This window comes from Frankia sp. CoBUL1 (assembly GCF_978021245.1).
The window spans coordinates 1-14,326 of the sequence record NZ_CDXDOS010000005.1 but is presented as its reverse complement, the minus strand read 5'-3'; the positions used below and the strand labels follow the sequence as shown (position 1 = coordinate 14,326).

Genomic DNA, 14,326 nt, shown 5'->3' with positions numbered 1-14,326 from the left:
CCGGCCGCGACCCCTGCGAGCTGTGGATGAGCGGCGGCGACGGCGCCGTGCGGGATCTGGTGGCCAGCCGGGTGCCGCTGGTCGAGTTCGCGATCCGCGGGGTGCTCGACCGCTACGACCTCAACACCACCGAGGGCCGGCTCGCCGCCTTGGACGCCGCCGCGCCGCTGGTCAACCGGCTCAAGGACGCCGCGTTGCGGCACCGGTACGCGGTGAACCTGGACCGCTGGCTGGGTTTCCTCGACGAGCGGTTCGTGGTGGGCCGGGTGGCCGAGCACCGGTCGAGGCAGGGGAGCGAGCGGGCTGGTGCCCGTTCCGCGCCGATGCGTCGGCGCGGGGCGGGGGCCGATGACGCGGCGGTCATCGTGGAGCGTGAGGCGCTCAAGCTGGCCGTTCAGTATCCCGGGCTGGCGGGCCCGATGTTCGACACGCTGGCTCCGGAGATGTTCACTGTTCCCGCGCACCGTGCCGTCCGTGACCTCATCGCCGAGGCCGGTGGGGTGTGCGCGGGGCTGGCGCGGTCCGGTGAGGTCACCACCTGGGTGACCGAGCTGACCGCGGCGGCTTCGGAGGAGGAGCTGCGACGCTTCGTCACTGCCCTTGCAGTGGAGAGGGTGCTGTGCGACCACGATGTGGATGATCGTTATGTCGACGAACAGATGTCGCGGGTACAGGAGTTGCATGTGACCCGTCGGATCACGGACCTGAAGTCGCGTGTGCAGCGGCTCAACGGGGTGACCGACGCCGAGGCCCTTCGTCGTGCATTCGGCGAGCTGATCGCTTTGGAGCAGCACAAGCATCAACTCCGGGAGCGGGGCGTAGGTGCCGCGTAACCTGGGTCGATCCCGAGAAGGAAGTGACGAGATTCCGCCCATGAGTCCTACCGTCCTACCCCGCGAAGCCCAGGTGGACGAGGTCAAGGACCTCATCACCCGGGGCAAGGAGATCGGGTTCCTCACCACCGAGGATGTCACGGTCGCCATCCAGGCCGCGGAGCTGCCCCCGGAGCAGGCCGAGACGGTGCTGCAGGTGCTGAACGACGAGGGCATCGAGGTACTCGAGGCGGGAGGTGAGAGCCCCGACGAGGAGGATCTGCTGGCCCGCCGTCGCCGCGAGGAGGAGGAGCTCGCCCTCAAGGCGCCGACCTCCGACCCGGTGCGCATGTACCTCAAGGAGATCGGCAAGGTCCCCCTGCTCACCGCCGAGGAGGAGGTTGATCTCGCCAAGCGGATCGAGGCGGGGCTGTTCGCATCCGAGAAGCTGGCGGTGGCCACCAAGAAAACTTCCCCGCAGATGCGGCGGGACCTCGAGGCCATCGAACGCGACGGGCAGATCGCCAAGCGCAAGCTGGTCGAGGCGAACCTGCGTCTCGTCGTCTCGATCGCCAAGCGGTACGTCGGGCGCGGCATGCTGTTCCTGGACCTCATCCAGGAGGGCAACCTCGGCCTGATCCGGGCGGTCGAGAAGTTCGACTACACCAAGGGCTACAAGTTCTCGACCTACGCCACCTGGTGGATCCGGCAGGCGATCACGCGGGCCATCGCCGACCAGGCACGCACCATCCGCATCCCGGTGCACATGGTCGAGACCATCAACAAGCTGATCCGCATCCAGCGGCAGCTCCTGCAGGACCTCGGCCGGGAGCCGAGTCCGGAGGAGATCGCCAAGGAGATGGATCTCACCCCGGACAAGGTGCGTGAGATCCTCAAGGTCTCACAGGAGCCGGTGTCGCTGGAGACCCCCATCGGTGAGGAGGAGGACTCCCACCTCGGCGACTTCATCGAGGACTGCGACGCCGTCGTCCCGGTCGACGCGGCCAGCTTCATCCTGCTTCAGGAGCAGCTCGACTCGGTCCTGCACACCCTGTCCGACCGGGAGAAGAAGGTCATCCAGCTGCGCTTCGGGCTCACTGACGGGCACCCGCGTACGTTGGAGGAGGTCGGGCGCGAGTTCGGGGTCACCCGGGAGCGCATCCGCCAGATCGAGTCGAAGACGCTGTCCAAGCTTCGGCATCCCTCCCGGTCGCAGAAGCTGCGCGACTACCTGGAGTAGGAGCGACCGGCAACCATTTCCGGCTGTTGGCTGCCGATAGCGTTATGGTTGTCTCTGGTCGATATTTGATATTCGTAATCCGGATCCGGGAGTCACGCCGATCCGGTGGGAGCATCGGCCCGTGGCGCCCCCCGCCGGGTTCCGGTGCCCGTGGGCTGGACCGGGATGTCCCGGCCCTCGCTGGTCGGTAGCCGTCCGGTCAGGGCGGTGAAAACCGTGCGGAGGTAGTCGTCGGGCCGAGTGGCGGCCTCGGCCCACTCCGCGGCGTGCCGGCCGACGCGGGCCAGTCGCGCTCGGTCGGCGAGCATGCCGTGCAGGACGTCCGCCAGCGCCTGCGCCGACTCGTCCATCGGCGTCTGCCCGGTCACGCCGTCCTGGTAGGCGTCGTGGCTACCGCCTGAGGCGGGTCCGACCACCGCGCACCCGGCGAGCTGCGCCTCGAGCAGCACGATGCCGTAGCCCTCGCCGCTGATCCGTGGCCCGCGCGAGCGGGTGCGGGTGCACAGCGCGAACAGGTCGGCGGTGGCGTAGAGGCGTGCCAACGCGTCGTCGGTCGGGGACTCGTGCAGCTCGGTGTCGGGGTGCGCGGACACCAGCTCATGCAGGGCCCCGGGTGCCGGGCCCTGCCCGGCGAACACCAGCCGGACCGGGCCGAGGGTGGCCCGGACGGACTCCACGGCCTCCAGCAGGACCCCCGCACCCTTGCCCACCCAGTCACTGAGCCGGAACACGCTCAGCATGGTCGGTACGGGGGACAACGGCCGGCGGCGGTTCGCCTCGGCCAGCAGGGTCGCCCGCCACGTCGGTGAGATGCCCGGCCGGAGGATGGGCGCCAGACCCAGCGTCGACAGCGCGCCGGCGCTGTAGGAACTGATCGTGACCGGGCGCAGGAGCGGGTCGGCGCGCAGGATCGCGCGGTCGGTGCGGCGCATGCCCCAGATGTCGGTGCCGTAGAGCAGCACCGGGCCGAGACGGGCCCGGGACAGCCGGACGGCCGCCGCCGCGACAGGGATGAGGTTGGCGTGCCCGGCGACCACGCTGTCGGCCTGGCCGAAGCGGCGCGCCGCGGCGAGCGCGTGCGATGTGAAGCGCGCCCTGATCGCCGGGGTCAGCTCGACGCCTGGCTCCAGCATGTCGACCCGCAGGAGATCGGCCCCACCGGCCCGCAGTGTCTCTTCGATCGTCGAGAGATAACGCTCGATCCCGCCACCGAGGCCGCGGGAACTGCTCAGCAGCAGAACCCGGGCGGGTCGATCGGTGAGGGAGGCGGTCGGGGCGGTGGATCGACGCGAGATCTGCACGGAGAGCGATTTTAATGTCTCTCCAGGTGCTAGTCCTGTGTTGCGAAGCGTGTCATAGTAACGTTTCGAGTTCTCTTGACTGCCTGTAGCTTCTCCGATGATGGCGACAAGGGGTCGTGTATGGAAGCCGATCTGCGGTACCGCAACGGTGGTAACCCGTCTCTCCTCGATCTGATCGACATACCGGCGGGTAAGGCGCTGGATTGTGGGTGCGGAGCCGGGGACAACGCGCGGCTGCTGCGGGCCCGGGGCTGGCGGGTGACGGGGGTGACGATTGATCCGTCCGAGCGGGCCGCCGCCACGGCCGAGTGCGACCACGTCGAACTCGCCGATCTGAACGCCGGGCTGCCCTTCGTCCCCGACGGAAGTCACCAGCTCGTGCTGCTTTCCCACATCCTCGAGCACCTGGCGGATCCGGTGCCGTTGCTCGTAGAGGCCCGGCGGGCGCTGGCACCCGGCGGCCGGGTCCTGGTGGCGCTGCCGAACGTGCTGCACTACCGGCAGCGCGCACTGTTCCTGCGGGGTCGGTTTGAGTACACCGAGACCGGTCTCATGGACGCTACCCACCTGCGGTTCTACACCGTCGACTCGGCCCGGCGGCTGTTGGAGGACAACGGACTGCGCATCGTCGCCACCGCCACCACCGGTGGTCTGCCGTGGTGGCGCACCCGTGAGCTGCTCCCCGGGGACCTGGTGCGGCGGTGGGATCGCCGCGTGCTGGACCGGTGGCCGAACATGTTCGCCTGGCAGGCGCTGTTCCTCGCGGCGCCACAGGTGACGCGCCGGATCGGCGCGTCCGGCGTTGCCGTGGTGCGGCAACGGTCCGCGCCGTCTGGTGACCAGCCCGACTACGGCCAGCTTGTCCAGTGAGCGGCGCGCGGCTCGTCGTCACGTGCCTCTCCCGGCGGGGGAAGCATCGAGAGACCGTCCAGCAGGCCGTGGAGGACGAGGGCCGAGGTCCGGGTGCCGTGCCCGAGGAGCATGTCCAGCGCGACGGCGCGGGGTAGCACGACGACCGCCGTCGCCAGAGCGATCAAGGCGGCCCGGGTCCGCCATCCGCGGACCCGGGCGAACCAGAGCCGGTTGCGCACCCCGTAGTAGGCGTCGCCATGCCGGGGGACGGTCGTGCTCCCGACGCGCTGTGCACGGTGCGGACTGACCACGACGCTCCATCCGGCGTCCCGGACGCGGTAACAGAAGTCGACATCCTCGAACCCGAGGTAGTAACGGCCGTCCAGGGGGATCCGCCGCAGGCAGTCCGCCTTGACGAACATGATCGTGCCTGCGACCCAGTCGGCAGCCAGGGGGCGGTCGCCGGGGGGACGCCGGGCCTTCGGCGCCGCCAGGACCGGGCTTAGCCGCGCCGGGCCCGAGCGCCGACCGTCGTTGTCGACCAGGGTGGGCGCGACCACGCCGATGTTCGTCCCGGCCAGCAGATCCAGGCAGGCGCGTAGCGCCAGGTCCGGGATCCTGACGTGGTTGCCGATCAGGAGATAGGCCTGCGCGGCGGGGTAGCCGTGGCTGGCGAGCCGGAAGCCTCCGCCGAGACCGAGGTCGCGGGGCGGCAGGATCCAGGCGACCGAGGCCGGCAGGTGGTCGGGTCGGTCCGACCGGTCGTTCGCGACCACCGCCACCTGGGCGATGACGGGGCTGCCGTCGAGCCGTCTCGCAAGCTCCACGGTCGGCCGGTGCGGACCCCAGTGGACAATCACCGCCACGGTCTTCATCGGACCCCCTGCGTCGCTCGGGTAGAGCATCCGGTCCGGCGGGCGACGAGCCTCCACGGCTCGGAATGAGTATCGAGGGTAACAGAAGTGCCTCTTCATGTAACGGTGAGTGAGGCGTGGGGTGCTGGTGTGACCCGCCGGCGTGGTCCCCGCGCCCATCCGGCCTGCCGGTCCGGTGGACTCCCGGCGGCACGCGCCGGCGAGGGGCCGGCGAGGGGCCGGCGATACTGCGTGCTCCATGATTCGGTGTGTCCCACGATTCGGTCCAAACCATTCGCCGGCCATTGTGGAAGGTGTCCCCGCCACCGTCCTGCGCCGGGTCCCGGACATATTCCGGGGACCGCCATGCCCGGTGAGCTGGGGAATGTCATGGTTGCCGGACATCGGACCGCATATAGAAAACTGTTTAGTCGTCTCGATGAGCTGAAGGTTGTGATCCCTTCCCCGTCGAGGTGCGAGACCGTTACCACGCGTATCGCGTCACCGAATCTGAGGTGGTAGCGCCGACTCGGTTCGACGCCACCTGTCCGATGCCCGGGGAACCCGCTGAGGTGCCGGGCAGGGAGCTGATTACTGTACGATCTCCGCCCCTGGTGGGGATATCCCGGAATGGACACGGTGTGGTCCCGGGCGGCAACGGTTTGGATTTCGCCGGTGCCCTTCACGGTGATTAGTGTTCCCCGGCGGTTGGCCAACGACGGTGTCGGCGGCCACGGACCGAGCCGATGCCGGTGGAAAGTCGGGCATCGGATACCCTGCGAACTGGCGCACGTTACGCTCGGATAGCGCGGGGATAAACCAGACGCGTGATGCCGGCGGCGGTGACGTCGTGGGCGGCCAACCTCGACCGGCTGCGGCGGCTCGCCCAGGGGCGCAGCTCACTCAAGGACATTGCGGGATCGGCTTCGGGGGAATTCGATGAATGGGCGGGATCGGATACGGCGTGGCTCGACGATCCGGCACGGCGGTGCGGGCCGCCCGTCGGGCCGCCTGTCGGGTAGCCGCCGGTGGTTGCGCCACGAGGTCGAGGCGGGGACGGCTGCCCCCGGGAGCACGCGGACCGGCGATGTCGGTCCGCGTGCTCGTCCAGGTCATGGATGCGCTGCGGGTGGAGCGACGATGGTCCGGTCAGTTTTGTTCCGGTCGGTGTTGCCCCGGTCGATGCTGGTCCGGCCGGTCTCGGGGGTCGCCGCCCTGATGGGGGGTGCGCTGGGTCTGCTTCTGGGACTGCTCTGTCTCATCGGCGGATGGGGCGGGCCCGCGCCGTCGCCGGTCGCGTTGTCGTGCGTGGTGCTCGCGGCCGCGGCGTTGTCGATCGCGGTGGCGATCCTCGCCGCGGCGGTCTGGCCGGGTCCGAACGGTCCGGCCGACGCGAACGGTCTGGCCGGTTCAGCCGGCCCGGACGTCCAGCCGTGGGATCCCCGGGGAGGCGTGGGCCGTGCGTGGCCGCGGCGCGGCGTGGTGGATGAGCTGACCGGGCTGCCGGGCCGACGGTACTTCCTCGACGTCGCCAGCCGTTGTCTCACGGGTGGTGAGCACCGGGCGCGTGGCGCGACGTCCGTGTCGGTGCTGCTCATCGATCTCGATCGGATGCGTGATGTCAACGGGGCGCTCGGGCATGAGCATGGGGACCGCCTGCTTGCCACGGTGGGTTGCCGGCTGCGCGGAGCGCTGTCCGGATCGGATCTGCTCGCCCGGGTGGACGGCAACGCGTTCGCCGTGCTGTTGCGCGGCGCCGACGTGGCCCGGGCCGAACAGGTCGCTCGGCGGTTGCGGGAGGTGCTGGAACTGCCCGTTCCACTCGCGGGAACTCCGGTGCGGCCCGAGGCGAGCGTGGGGATCGCCCATGCCCCCGAGCACGGCCGTGGCGCGCTGGAGCTCTTTCGTCACGCGGAGGAGGCGATGTACCTGGCAAAGGGGGGCCGCCACGGGCAGACCGTCTACGCCCGCGACCATCCACCGATCAACCGTGCCCGCCTGCTGCTGCGGGCCGAGGTGCGCCATGCGCTGGACTCCGGCCAGATTGAACTGAGTTACCAGCCCAAGGCGGATCTGCGCAGCGGTCGGATCAGCGGTGTGGAGGCCCTCGTCCGCTGGCGCCATCCGGTCGACGGCGTGCGGCAGCCCGACGCCTTCCTGGCGGAGATCGAACGTGCCGGGTTGATGCCGAAGCTCACCGTGCAGGTCCTCGACCAGGCCCTGGCCGACTGCGCGCGCTGGCACGGCCGGGGTGCCCCGCTCGCGGTGTCGGTGAACGTCCCCGCGTCGGTCATCGTCGACCGCGCCTTCGTCGGCGTGGTGCGGGCCGCGCTCGCCCGGCACCGGCTCCCGCCCTCGGCGCTTGTCATCGAGGTCACCGAGGACTCCCTCATCGTGGCGCGGGAGCTGGCGCAGGGAACCCTGGCGGGGCTGCGCCGGTTCGGTGTGCGGGTCAGCCTGGACGACTACGGCACCGGGTTCTGTTCGCTGTCGTACCTGCGCGAACTCCCGGCCGACGAGGTGAAGCTGGACCGGACCTTCCTGCGTGACCTCGACCGCGATCCGGACGCGGCCGAGATCGTGCGGTCCACGGTCTCCCTGGCACATGCGCTGCGGTTACGGATTGTCGCGGAGGGGGTCGAAACGCAGCGTTCCTGGACCTCTCTCGCCGCCTGGCAGTGTGACGAGGTCCAGGGGTACTTTGTGTCACGTCCGATGGCGGGGGAACGAGTCGTCGGTTGGTTGCGGGAATGGGGCAGCAGGCTTGCCGTCCATCCCGGGACCGCGCTGCGCGCCGTGGCGGGACCGGTCGACACCTGCGCGGCACAGTCCCCGATCTCCCCAATCGTGGCACCGGCGGTCGAGGCCGTCGCGCCCACGCGGCCGTCAGCGGCGGGACCGGCAACCCGGCGGGCGGTCGGGTGCCGGGTGCCGGCCGACCTTGCGGCGTCCTGATGGCGGGCGATGGCGTGGCGGTCGCACCGGGCCCGTGAGGGCGGTCCGATTCGGGGGTCCGGGCGCCGTCGGCGCCAGGACCCCGATATCCCCGATGTCCGTGATTCCGATGATCAGGGTTCGGGCCCATCCCGGCAGGCTGCGGCGTCCAGCCGTAGCGTGAGCGCGGCGACGGCGGCGATCTGCCGTGCGTCCTCGCCCGGGGCGCCGGCCACGATGCCCGCGCAGATGTCGCGGTACATGGCCGGGTAGCTGTCGAGCCGGTTGACTCGCCGCCGCCGCAGGATGTGGGACCCGGCCTCCGCGGTGTACTGCGAACCGTCGACGATGGTGGCCGTCACGCCGTTCGCGCGCAGCTGGGACTGTTCCCGCAGACCGTGCCGGCTGCCCCCGGCACTGGTCAGCACGAGCGAGAGGACCGCGTCGTTCTCCAGCTCGACGTACACCGTGAAGGTGTCCGTGCGGGAGCGGGCCACCGTGCTCCGGCGGACCGGCGCGAAGTCGTTGAGCCAGAGGAAGTGGTCGATCCAGTGGCAGCCGTTACTGACCAGCCGGGTGCGTGAGGACGGCCAGCGGTACCAGTGCCGGCGGGGAAGCGGTTCCTCGTACACCACGGCACTGTAGATCAGCGGCTCGTTGCCGTCGGCCAGGCGCAGGTCGGAGCGCAGCCAGGCGTTCATCGGGCTGTGGCGTCGCTGGAAGCAGGCGAACAGGCGCCCGCCGGCGTGAAGGAGTTTCACCAGCCGGTCGAGATCCTCCTCCGTGGTGACAACGGGCTTCTCGACGACGGCCACCGAGCCGAGCCGCAGCGCATCCCGGGCCAGCGGCGCGTGCGTGTGGTGGTAGCCCGCGATGAGGACGACGTCGGCCCGTTCCCCGTCCCGGAGCAGCGCCGCGGTGTCCCAGGAACATCGGTCCGGTCGCCGGGTGCCCAGCTGGACGGGGTCGATCTCATGCACACCGACGAGGTCGAGGTGATCACGGACGTGCGGGACGATCTGCGTCTTGGCATAGTGTCCCAACCCGAACAGGACAGCGGTGGGTCGTCCGGACGCGGATGGCGGGCCATAGCGCCGGGTGCTCTCCGTGATCGGGCTGACCCCGGCGAGTGGACGATCCCCGGGGCGGGCCCCGGTCCACTCGGTTGCGAGCCAGGCGACGAGACGGTCGACGGCGCCGGGGCCCACCGGTGCTCCCGACATCGGGGACCAGCCGATGAGCGTGTCGTCCACGGCCGGGAACGCGGTCGCCGGCCGGGCCCGGTAGACGACCGCGGATCGCGGTGGTGGCGGATCGGGGCTGACGAAGCCGAGTGGGTCGGCGGGAGCGCCGGTGGGGCCGCCCGGCCCCACCGGGCGGACGAGGTCCTGATGCAGGACGACGCGTTCCATGCACGCCGGGTGGCAGGGGGCGACGAAGGCGACGGTCGTTCCCGTCGGCGAAGCCGCCCCGCCGACGGGTGGGACCGCCTCGATCAGGGTGCCCAGGCCCACGCCGAAGTAACGCTGGTTGCGGTCGCGTTCCCGCAGCCGGCTGGCCATTTTGCGGGCGACCGCGCGGATGCCGAACTCGCGGGTGTAGGCGGCGAGGGCCCGGCCGCTGCCCGCCCTGACGAAGAACTGACCGTCCACGGGGAACAGCGTCACCCAGATGTCCGGGTGGATCCGGCAGTGGCCGGGCAGGGGGGTCTCGTCGAGGAAGCCGGCCAGCCACCGGTTCCCGATCAGGATGTTCATCCCGGTGCCGGGGTCCGGTCGACCGGGACATCCGCGAGGCCTGCGGGGTCTGCGGGGTCCGTAGGCGTGGCCGCCAGTCGCTCGTGACACGCCTCCGCCAGCAGGGCCATCGGCCGTGACAGCGTCTCTTCGATCATTCGCGCGCAGTTCTCGAACGCGTCCCGACCGCCGTCGAGGGGGTCGGCCAGGTCGTCGAGGGCAGCCGGTAGCACGTGGCCGGCGGCCCGGATCCGCCGGGCCGTGGCGGCGAGATACTCCCCGGCCACCCGTGTCCCGCCCGGGGGGATGTCGGCGGGGCGGACTCCGGAGGTCAACCGTCCGAACTCGCGCAGGGTGAAGGTACGGCGCATGGCCCGTGGCACAAGGCCCACCACCGTCGAGCGGTGTGCGCGGGTCGCGCACAGTACCAGATCGCTGGCCTGGACCAGGTCCGGTGTCAGCAACCTTGCCCGGAAGCCGGACGGGTCGAGCCCCCGCGATGTCAGGATTGCCGCGGCCTGGGGGTACATCGCCTCACCTGCCCGGGCGCATACTCCCGCGCTGCTCACCAGAAGGTCCCCGGCGGGGCTGGGTGGATGCCGTCCCTCGGAGGAGGGCTCGTTACCCCCGGTCCCACCGGATGCCCGCGCGCCGGCCGCGCCGAGGCTGATCTGGTCCAGCGCGGCGCTGAACCGGGCGGCGGCGAGATGCTCGGCCAGGGGCGAGCGGCAGACGTTTCCGGTACACACCATCAGTACTGCCCACGGTCGTCGCAGCACTGCCATCCCTTCCTCCGCCATCCCTTTCCTCCTCTCTCCGCCGGGGTCGGCGGGGCGCGGACCAGCTCAGCGCGACCGCGAGGGCTCGCTCCGGCGCCAGTAGACGCAGGTCCAGTCGACTTCGATGATCGGCTCGGTCACCCCGTGGGCGGCCCGGTAGTCCTCGACCGCCGCCCGGCAGCCGGGAACGGTTCCATAGGCGTCGACGATGCAGAAGCCGCCGTCGGAGAGCTTCGGGTAGAGCGCCGTCAGCGCGTCGGTGGTGCTCTCGTACATGTCGCCGTCGAGGCGCAGGACCGCGAGGCGCTCGATGGGCGCGGTGGGCAGGGTGTCCCGGAACCAGCCGCGCAGGAAACGGACCTGATCGTCGAGCAGGCCGTAGCGGCGGAAGTTGTCCCGCATCTGCTCGAGGGACACCGACAGCTCCGCGTACTCGTGGTGGCGGTCGCCGGTGTCGGCGGCGTAGCGCCCCGGATTGGGCGCGGGCAGGCCGGCGAACGAGTCGGCGACCCAGACCGTGCGGTCGGGGACGCCGTAGGCGGCGAGCACCCCGCGCATGAGGATGCACGCGCCGCCCCGCCATACCCCGGTCTCGATGAGGTCGCCTGGGACGCCGTCGACGATGACTCGTTCGGCGCACTCCTGGAGGTTGCGCATCCGGCGGTCGCCGGTCATCGTGAGCGCCAGCCGTGGCCAGTCCCGGCCGTCGGTCCGGGCGCCCGGTGCGCTCCTCCTGACGATTTCCATTCCCTGGCTGCGGAAGGCTCGTACCAGCATCCTCTTCGCGCCGGTGCGCGGCTCCCACGCACCGCCGTCCCGACCATCCCAGAGAGAGCAGGTCAGCGTCGTGCGAAGCAGATCGAGATACCGCACCGAGGTATCGGAAAGGTCGTGACGGGCGACGGTCGGGTCGTGCGGGGCGACGGTCGGCGTCGTGGTCATCGTGGCTCCTGATGAGAGGGGTGAGCGCGGAAAGGGGATGGGGCCGTGGGCCGTCGGGCTCCGTTCGCTGTTGGGTGAGATGCCGTCCAGGGGGACGCTGTCGGGTGAGGCGCCTGCCGCGCGGGCGAGCAGGCGGGTACTGGCCAGGTGCAGCGACACGGCCGAGGCGGTGTAGGTGATCCCCGACACCGCGGCCACGATCGGCAGGCGGCCGTCGTGCAGCGCCGCCGCGAGGCCGAGCACGGTCGACAGCGCGACCGGGACCTGGATGGCAAGCACCGTGCGGGCGGCACGGAACCCGAGCAGCACATGGGTGAGCAGGTAGTCGACGGACTGCGGGATGGTCGCCAGCACGAGGACCTGGGCGGCCGGGGCAGCGGGGGTGAACCGCGTGCCGTAGACGATGCGGATGGCCGTCGGTGTGACGAGGGCGATCGCGCCCGCCACCGCGGCGGCGAGGGCGACGGTGGCGATGACCGCGCGGCGCACCATCCGGGCCCGCTGCCGGGGATCGACCAGGGCGCGGAGCCGGCTGAACATCACCATGCCGGTCGCCTGGCAGACGGTCGTGCCGGCGCCGGCGACGGCGACGGCGACGGCGTAGAAGGCCACCTGCTCGGCGGCCAGGAAGGTGGCGACGAGCAGCATGTCCAGCTTGTAGATGAGTTGGGCCCCGACGACGGTGCCGTAGGCCCCCAGGGCGGACCGCATGAAACGGCGCCGGGGCAGCAGGCGTCCCGGCCGCGCGAGGGCGGGAAGGCCGCCGAGCACCGCCACGTGGTACCCGAGTGGGGGTAGCAGGGCCGTCACGCCGAGGGTCAGCATCCACAGGCCTGGATCGCGGACTCCCCTGCCGGCGAGCGCGGCGAACGCGGCCAGTGTCGCCGCCGCCGGTAGCAGCCGGACGAGCTGGAACTCGCCGGTCATCCGACCGCGGCGCTGCGCGAGCCCGGCGGCGTTGGAGGCGGCCACGGCCGCGGCGGTGAAGCAGGTCGCGCCCAGCACGGCGACGGCGTCCCAGGCGGGTCCCCGCCCGGCTCCCGTGCCGCCCGAACGGCCCGGGCCCACAGTGATCAGCATCGGCACCACGGTGAACAGCACCGCGGCGAGCAGCGCCGACGCGACGGTCTGGGTGAGCAGCGGGCCGAGCAGCGCGCGGTCCTCACCGTCATCGGTGACCAGCGTCTGGGAGACACCCAGGGCGAACACCATCGCGAGCATGCCCGCCCAGGTCTGCAGCGCGACGAACTCGCCGCGGGCCACCGGCCCCAGAGTGCGGGCGGCCAGGACTCCGGTCGCGGTCCCGACGACCAGCGTGCCCGCGTTGCCGGCGAGCACGGCGACGGTGGAGCGGGGAAGCCGGCTCGTGAGCGGGCCGGTCATGACGGCCCGGCGGCTGACGGCTCTGGTCATCCGCGCCGAGCGGTGTCGCGCACATGGGCAACGGCGCGCAGGAAGCCGTCCACGGACGCGGCGAGCTCGATGTCGCCGATCACCTTCTCCGACTCCTGGGCCATCCTGGCCAGGACGTCGGGGCGCGCGCGTAGCTCCCCGAGGATCCGTGCGAGCGCGTCCACATCGCCGACCGGGTGAACCCGGCCGTTGCGGCCGGGACGGACGTCGTCGGTCGGGCCGGTGGAGCCCACCCGGTCGCTGACCACCACCGGCAGGCCGCAGAGCACCGCCTCCTTGACCGCCAGCGGATGCGGATCCCGCTCGGCGGGGTGCAGGTAGAGGTCGCTGGCCGCGTACAGGCGGGGGAGCCGTTCCTGGTCGGCGAATCCGACCATCCGCAACGCGCCGCCGAGCTCGGCGGCCACCGCATCGAGAGCGGCGCGCAGCACTCCGTCCCCAGCCATGATCACGATGATTTCCCGGTCGACCGGACCCCGGGGCGCGCGGGTGAGGATGCGCAGCGCGTCCGCGATGTCGAAGGGGCGCTTCCGAGAGATCATCTTTCCGGCGAACAAGGCGACAAGGGCGTCCGGGGCGATGCCCAGCTCGGCGCGGATCGCCGTTCGATGCTTGTCCCGATGCGCCAGTACGGCCCGCAGCGCCGTCTCATCGGTGGGATACGGCGTGCGGAACATGCGGGTGGCGGGGACTCCATAGTGGGCCAGGTACGCCTCGTTGTTGTCGCCGATCGTGAGGAATGCATTCACTGAACGCATCAGGTGGGGCAGCGTGAGCCGTTTGACGGCGCGGACGGCTGGGGTTCGCTGGCCGAGGAGCTCGCTGTCGCTGATCATGAGGGCGGGTACGCCTCGTCGCCGGCACCAGGCGAGCGCCGCGAGGGAATGGGCGTACCGGTATCCGTAGACGAGCACGCATGCGGGGCGCAGTCGGTCCAGGGCCGCCCAGGTCCGGGTAACCATCTGCCGGGTGACGTCGGGCTGCCGCCAGCCAGGGCGCAGCGGCAGGTCCGCGATGAACTCGTGGTGATAACCGGTTACGACGTCCGATTTCCACTGCACGTCGAGGCCGAAATCCGCGTCGAAGTAGCGTTCCAGGCCCGATCGGGACAGGAAGAGCACCCGAAGATCCACCTCGTGTTCGGTCAACGCCCGGTACAGCGGCGCGAAATGCTGGATCGCGTGTGATACGACGACTGCCACCGTCGTCGACCTGGGGACGGAGGTCATGAGCCGGCTGTTCCTCCTCGCAATGACCGCTGATCGGACCGGGTGGGCCGTGCGCCAGTACGAATCGATCCGACCCTGTCACTCAAAGTATTAACAGAGCAACTGTCTGTAGATGCGTGTCGCGTGTCGTGGGTCGTGGGCCGCGGATCGCGGGTGCCGGGTGGTGGGTGCCGGGTGGTGGGTGCCGGGTGGTGGGTGCCGGCTGGCGGGGCCCGGGTGCCGGTGGGGCCCGGG

The 14,326-nt window shown here is 71.0% G+C and carries 10 protein-coding genes and 1 pseudogene; 5 read left to right on the top strand and 6 right to left on the bottom strand.

Features of this window, described 5'->3' with window-relative positions; all coding sequences use genetic code 11:
* A pseudogene (locus AC08OX_RS01340) lies at positions 1–833 on the top strand (DNA primase); the annotation flags it as partial.
* A 40-nt stretch (positions 834–873) separates the two neighbouring features.
* Positions 874–2,052: an RNA polymerase sigma factor gene (locus tag AC08OX_RS01335; RefSeq protein WP_476606117.1), complete on the top strand. Its 1,179-nt coding sequence runs from the start codon at positions 874–876 to the stop codon at positions 2,050–2,052.
* A gap of 92 nt (positions 2,053–2,144) precedes the next feature.
* Here the strand turns inward: AC08OX_RS01335 and AC08OX_RS01330 are convergent, their stop codons facing one another.
* Positions 2,145–3,353, bottom strand: a complete 1,209-nt coding sequence (locus AC08OX_RS01330; protein ID WP_476606116.1) for a glycosyltransferase family 4 protein — start codon at positions 3,351–3,353, stop codon at positions 2,145–2,147.
* Positions 3,354–3,473: 120 nt separating this feature from the next.
* On the opposite strand from AC08OX_RS01330, the gene AC08OX_RS01325 reads away from it, so the two are divergent.
* On the top strand, positions 3,474–4,223 hold the full coding sequence (locus AC08OX_RS01325) for a class I SAM-dependent methyltransferase (protein ID WP_476606115.1): 750 nt from the start codon (positions 3,474–3,476) through the stop codon (positions 4,221–4,223).
* Here the strand turns inward: AC08OX_RS01325 and AC08OX_RS01320 are convergent.
* Complete coding sequence (locus AC08OX_RS01320) at positions 4,202–5,080, bottom strand: glycosyltransferase family 2 protein (protein ID WP_476606114.1); 879 nt, start codon at positions 5,078–5,080, stop codon at positions 4,202–4,204. The two genes, AC08OX_RS01325 and AC08OX_RS01320, sit on opposite strands and share 22 nt — an antisense overlap.
* A gap of 345 nt (positions 5,081–5,425) precedes the next feature.
* Here AC08OX_RS01320 and AC08OX_RS01315 point away from each other — a divergent pair, with 345 nt between their 5' ends.
* Both AC08OX_RS01315 and AC08OX_RS01310 read left to right on the top strand, forming a co-directional pair.
* Positions 5,426–5,581 carry a hypothetical protein gene (locus AC08OX_RS01315; protein WP_476606113.1) on the top strand — a complete coding sequence of 52 codons (156 nt, stop codon included), beginning with the start codon at positions 5,426–5,428 and terminating at the stop codon, positions 5,579–5,581.
* Positions 5,582–6,199: 618 nt separating this feature from the next.
* The gene (locus AC08OX_RS01310; RefSeq protein WP_476606112.1) at positions 6,200–8,014 is read left to right on the top strand and encodes a putative bifunctional diguanylate cyclase/phosphodiesterase; all 1,815 of its coding nucleotides are present in this window, start codon (positions 6,200–6,202) and stop codon (positions 8,012–8,014) included.
* Between the two features lie 113 nt (positions 8,015–8,127).
* Here AC08OX_RS01310 and AC08OX_RS01305 read toward each other — a convergent pair whose 3' ends face one another.
* The 4 genes from AC08OX_RS01305 to AC08OX_RS01290 form a co-directional block, all read right to left on the bottom strand.
* Complete coding sequence (locus AC08OX_RS01305) at positions 8,128–9,750, bottom strand: Gfo/Idh/MocA family protein (protein WP_476606111.1); 1,623 nt, start codon at positions 9,748–9,750, stop codon at positions 8,128–8,130.
* Positions 9,747–10,529 (bottom strand): arsenate reductase/protein-tyrosine-phosphatase family protein, encoded by a 783-nt coding sequence (locus tag AC08OX_RS01300; protein WP_476606110.1) that lies wholly within the window; start codon positions 10,527–10,529, stop codon positions 9,747–9,749. The genes AC08OX_RS01305 and AC08OX_RS01300 overlap by 4 nt, the downstream gene beginning before the upstream one ends.
* Positions 10,530–10,574: 45 nt before the next feature.
* A complete protein-coding gene (locus AC08OX_RS01295) occupies positions 10,575–11,450 on the bottom strand; it encodes a TylF/MycF family methyltransferase (RefSeq protein ID WP_476606141.1) in 876 nt (291 codons plus the stop codon).
* Between the two features lie 1,409 nt (positions 11,451–12,859).
* Complete coding sequence (locus tag AC08OX_RS01290; protein WP_476606109.1) at positions 12,860–14,065, bottom strand: glycosyltransferase family 4 protein; 1,206 nt, start codon at positions 14,063–14,065, stop codon at positions 12,860–12,862.
* Between the last annotated feature and the right edge of the window lie 261 nt (positions 14,066–14,326).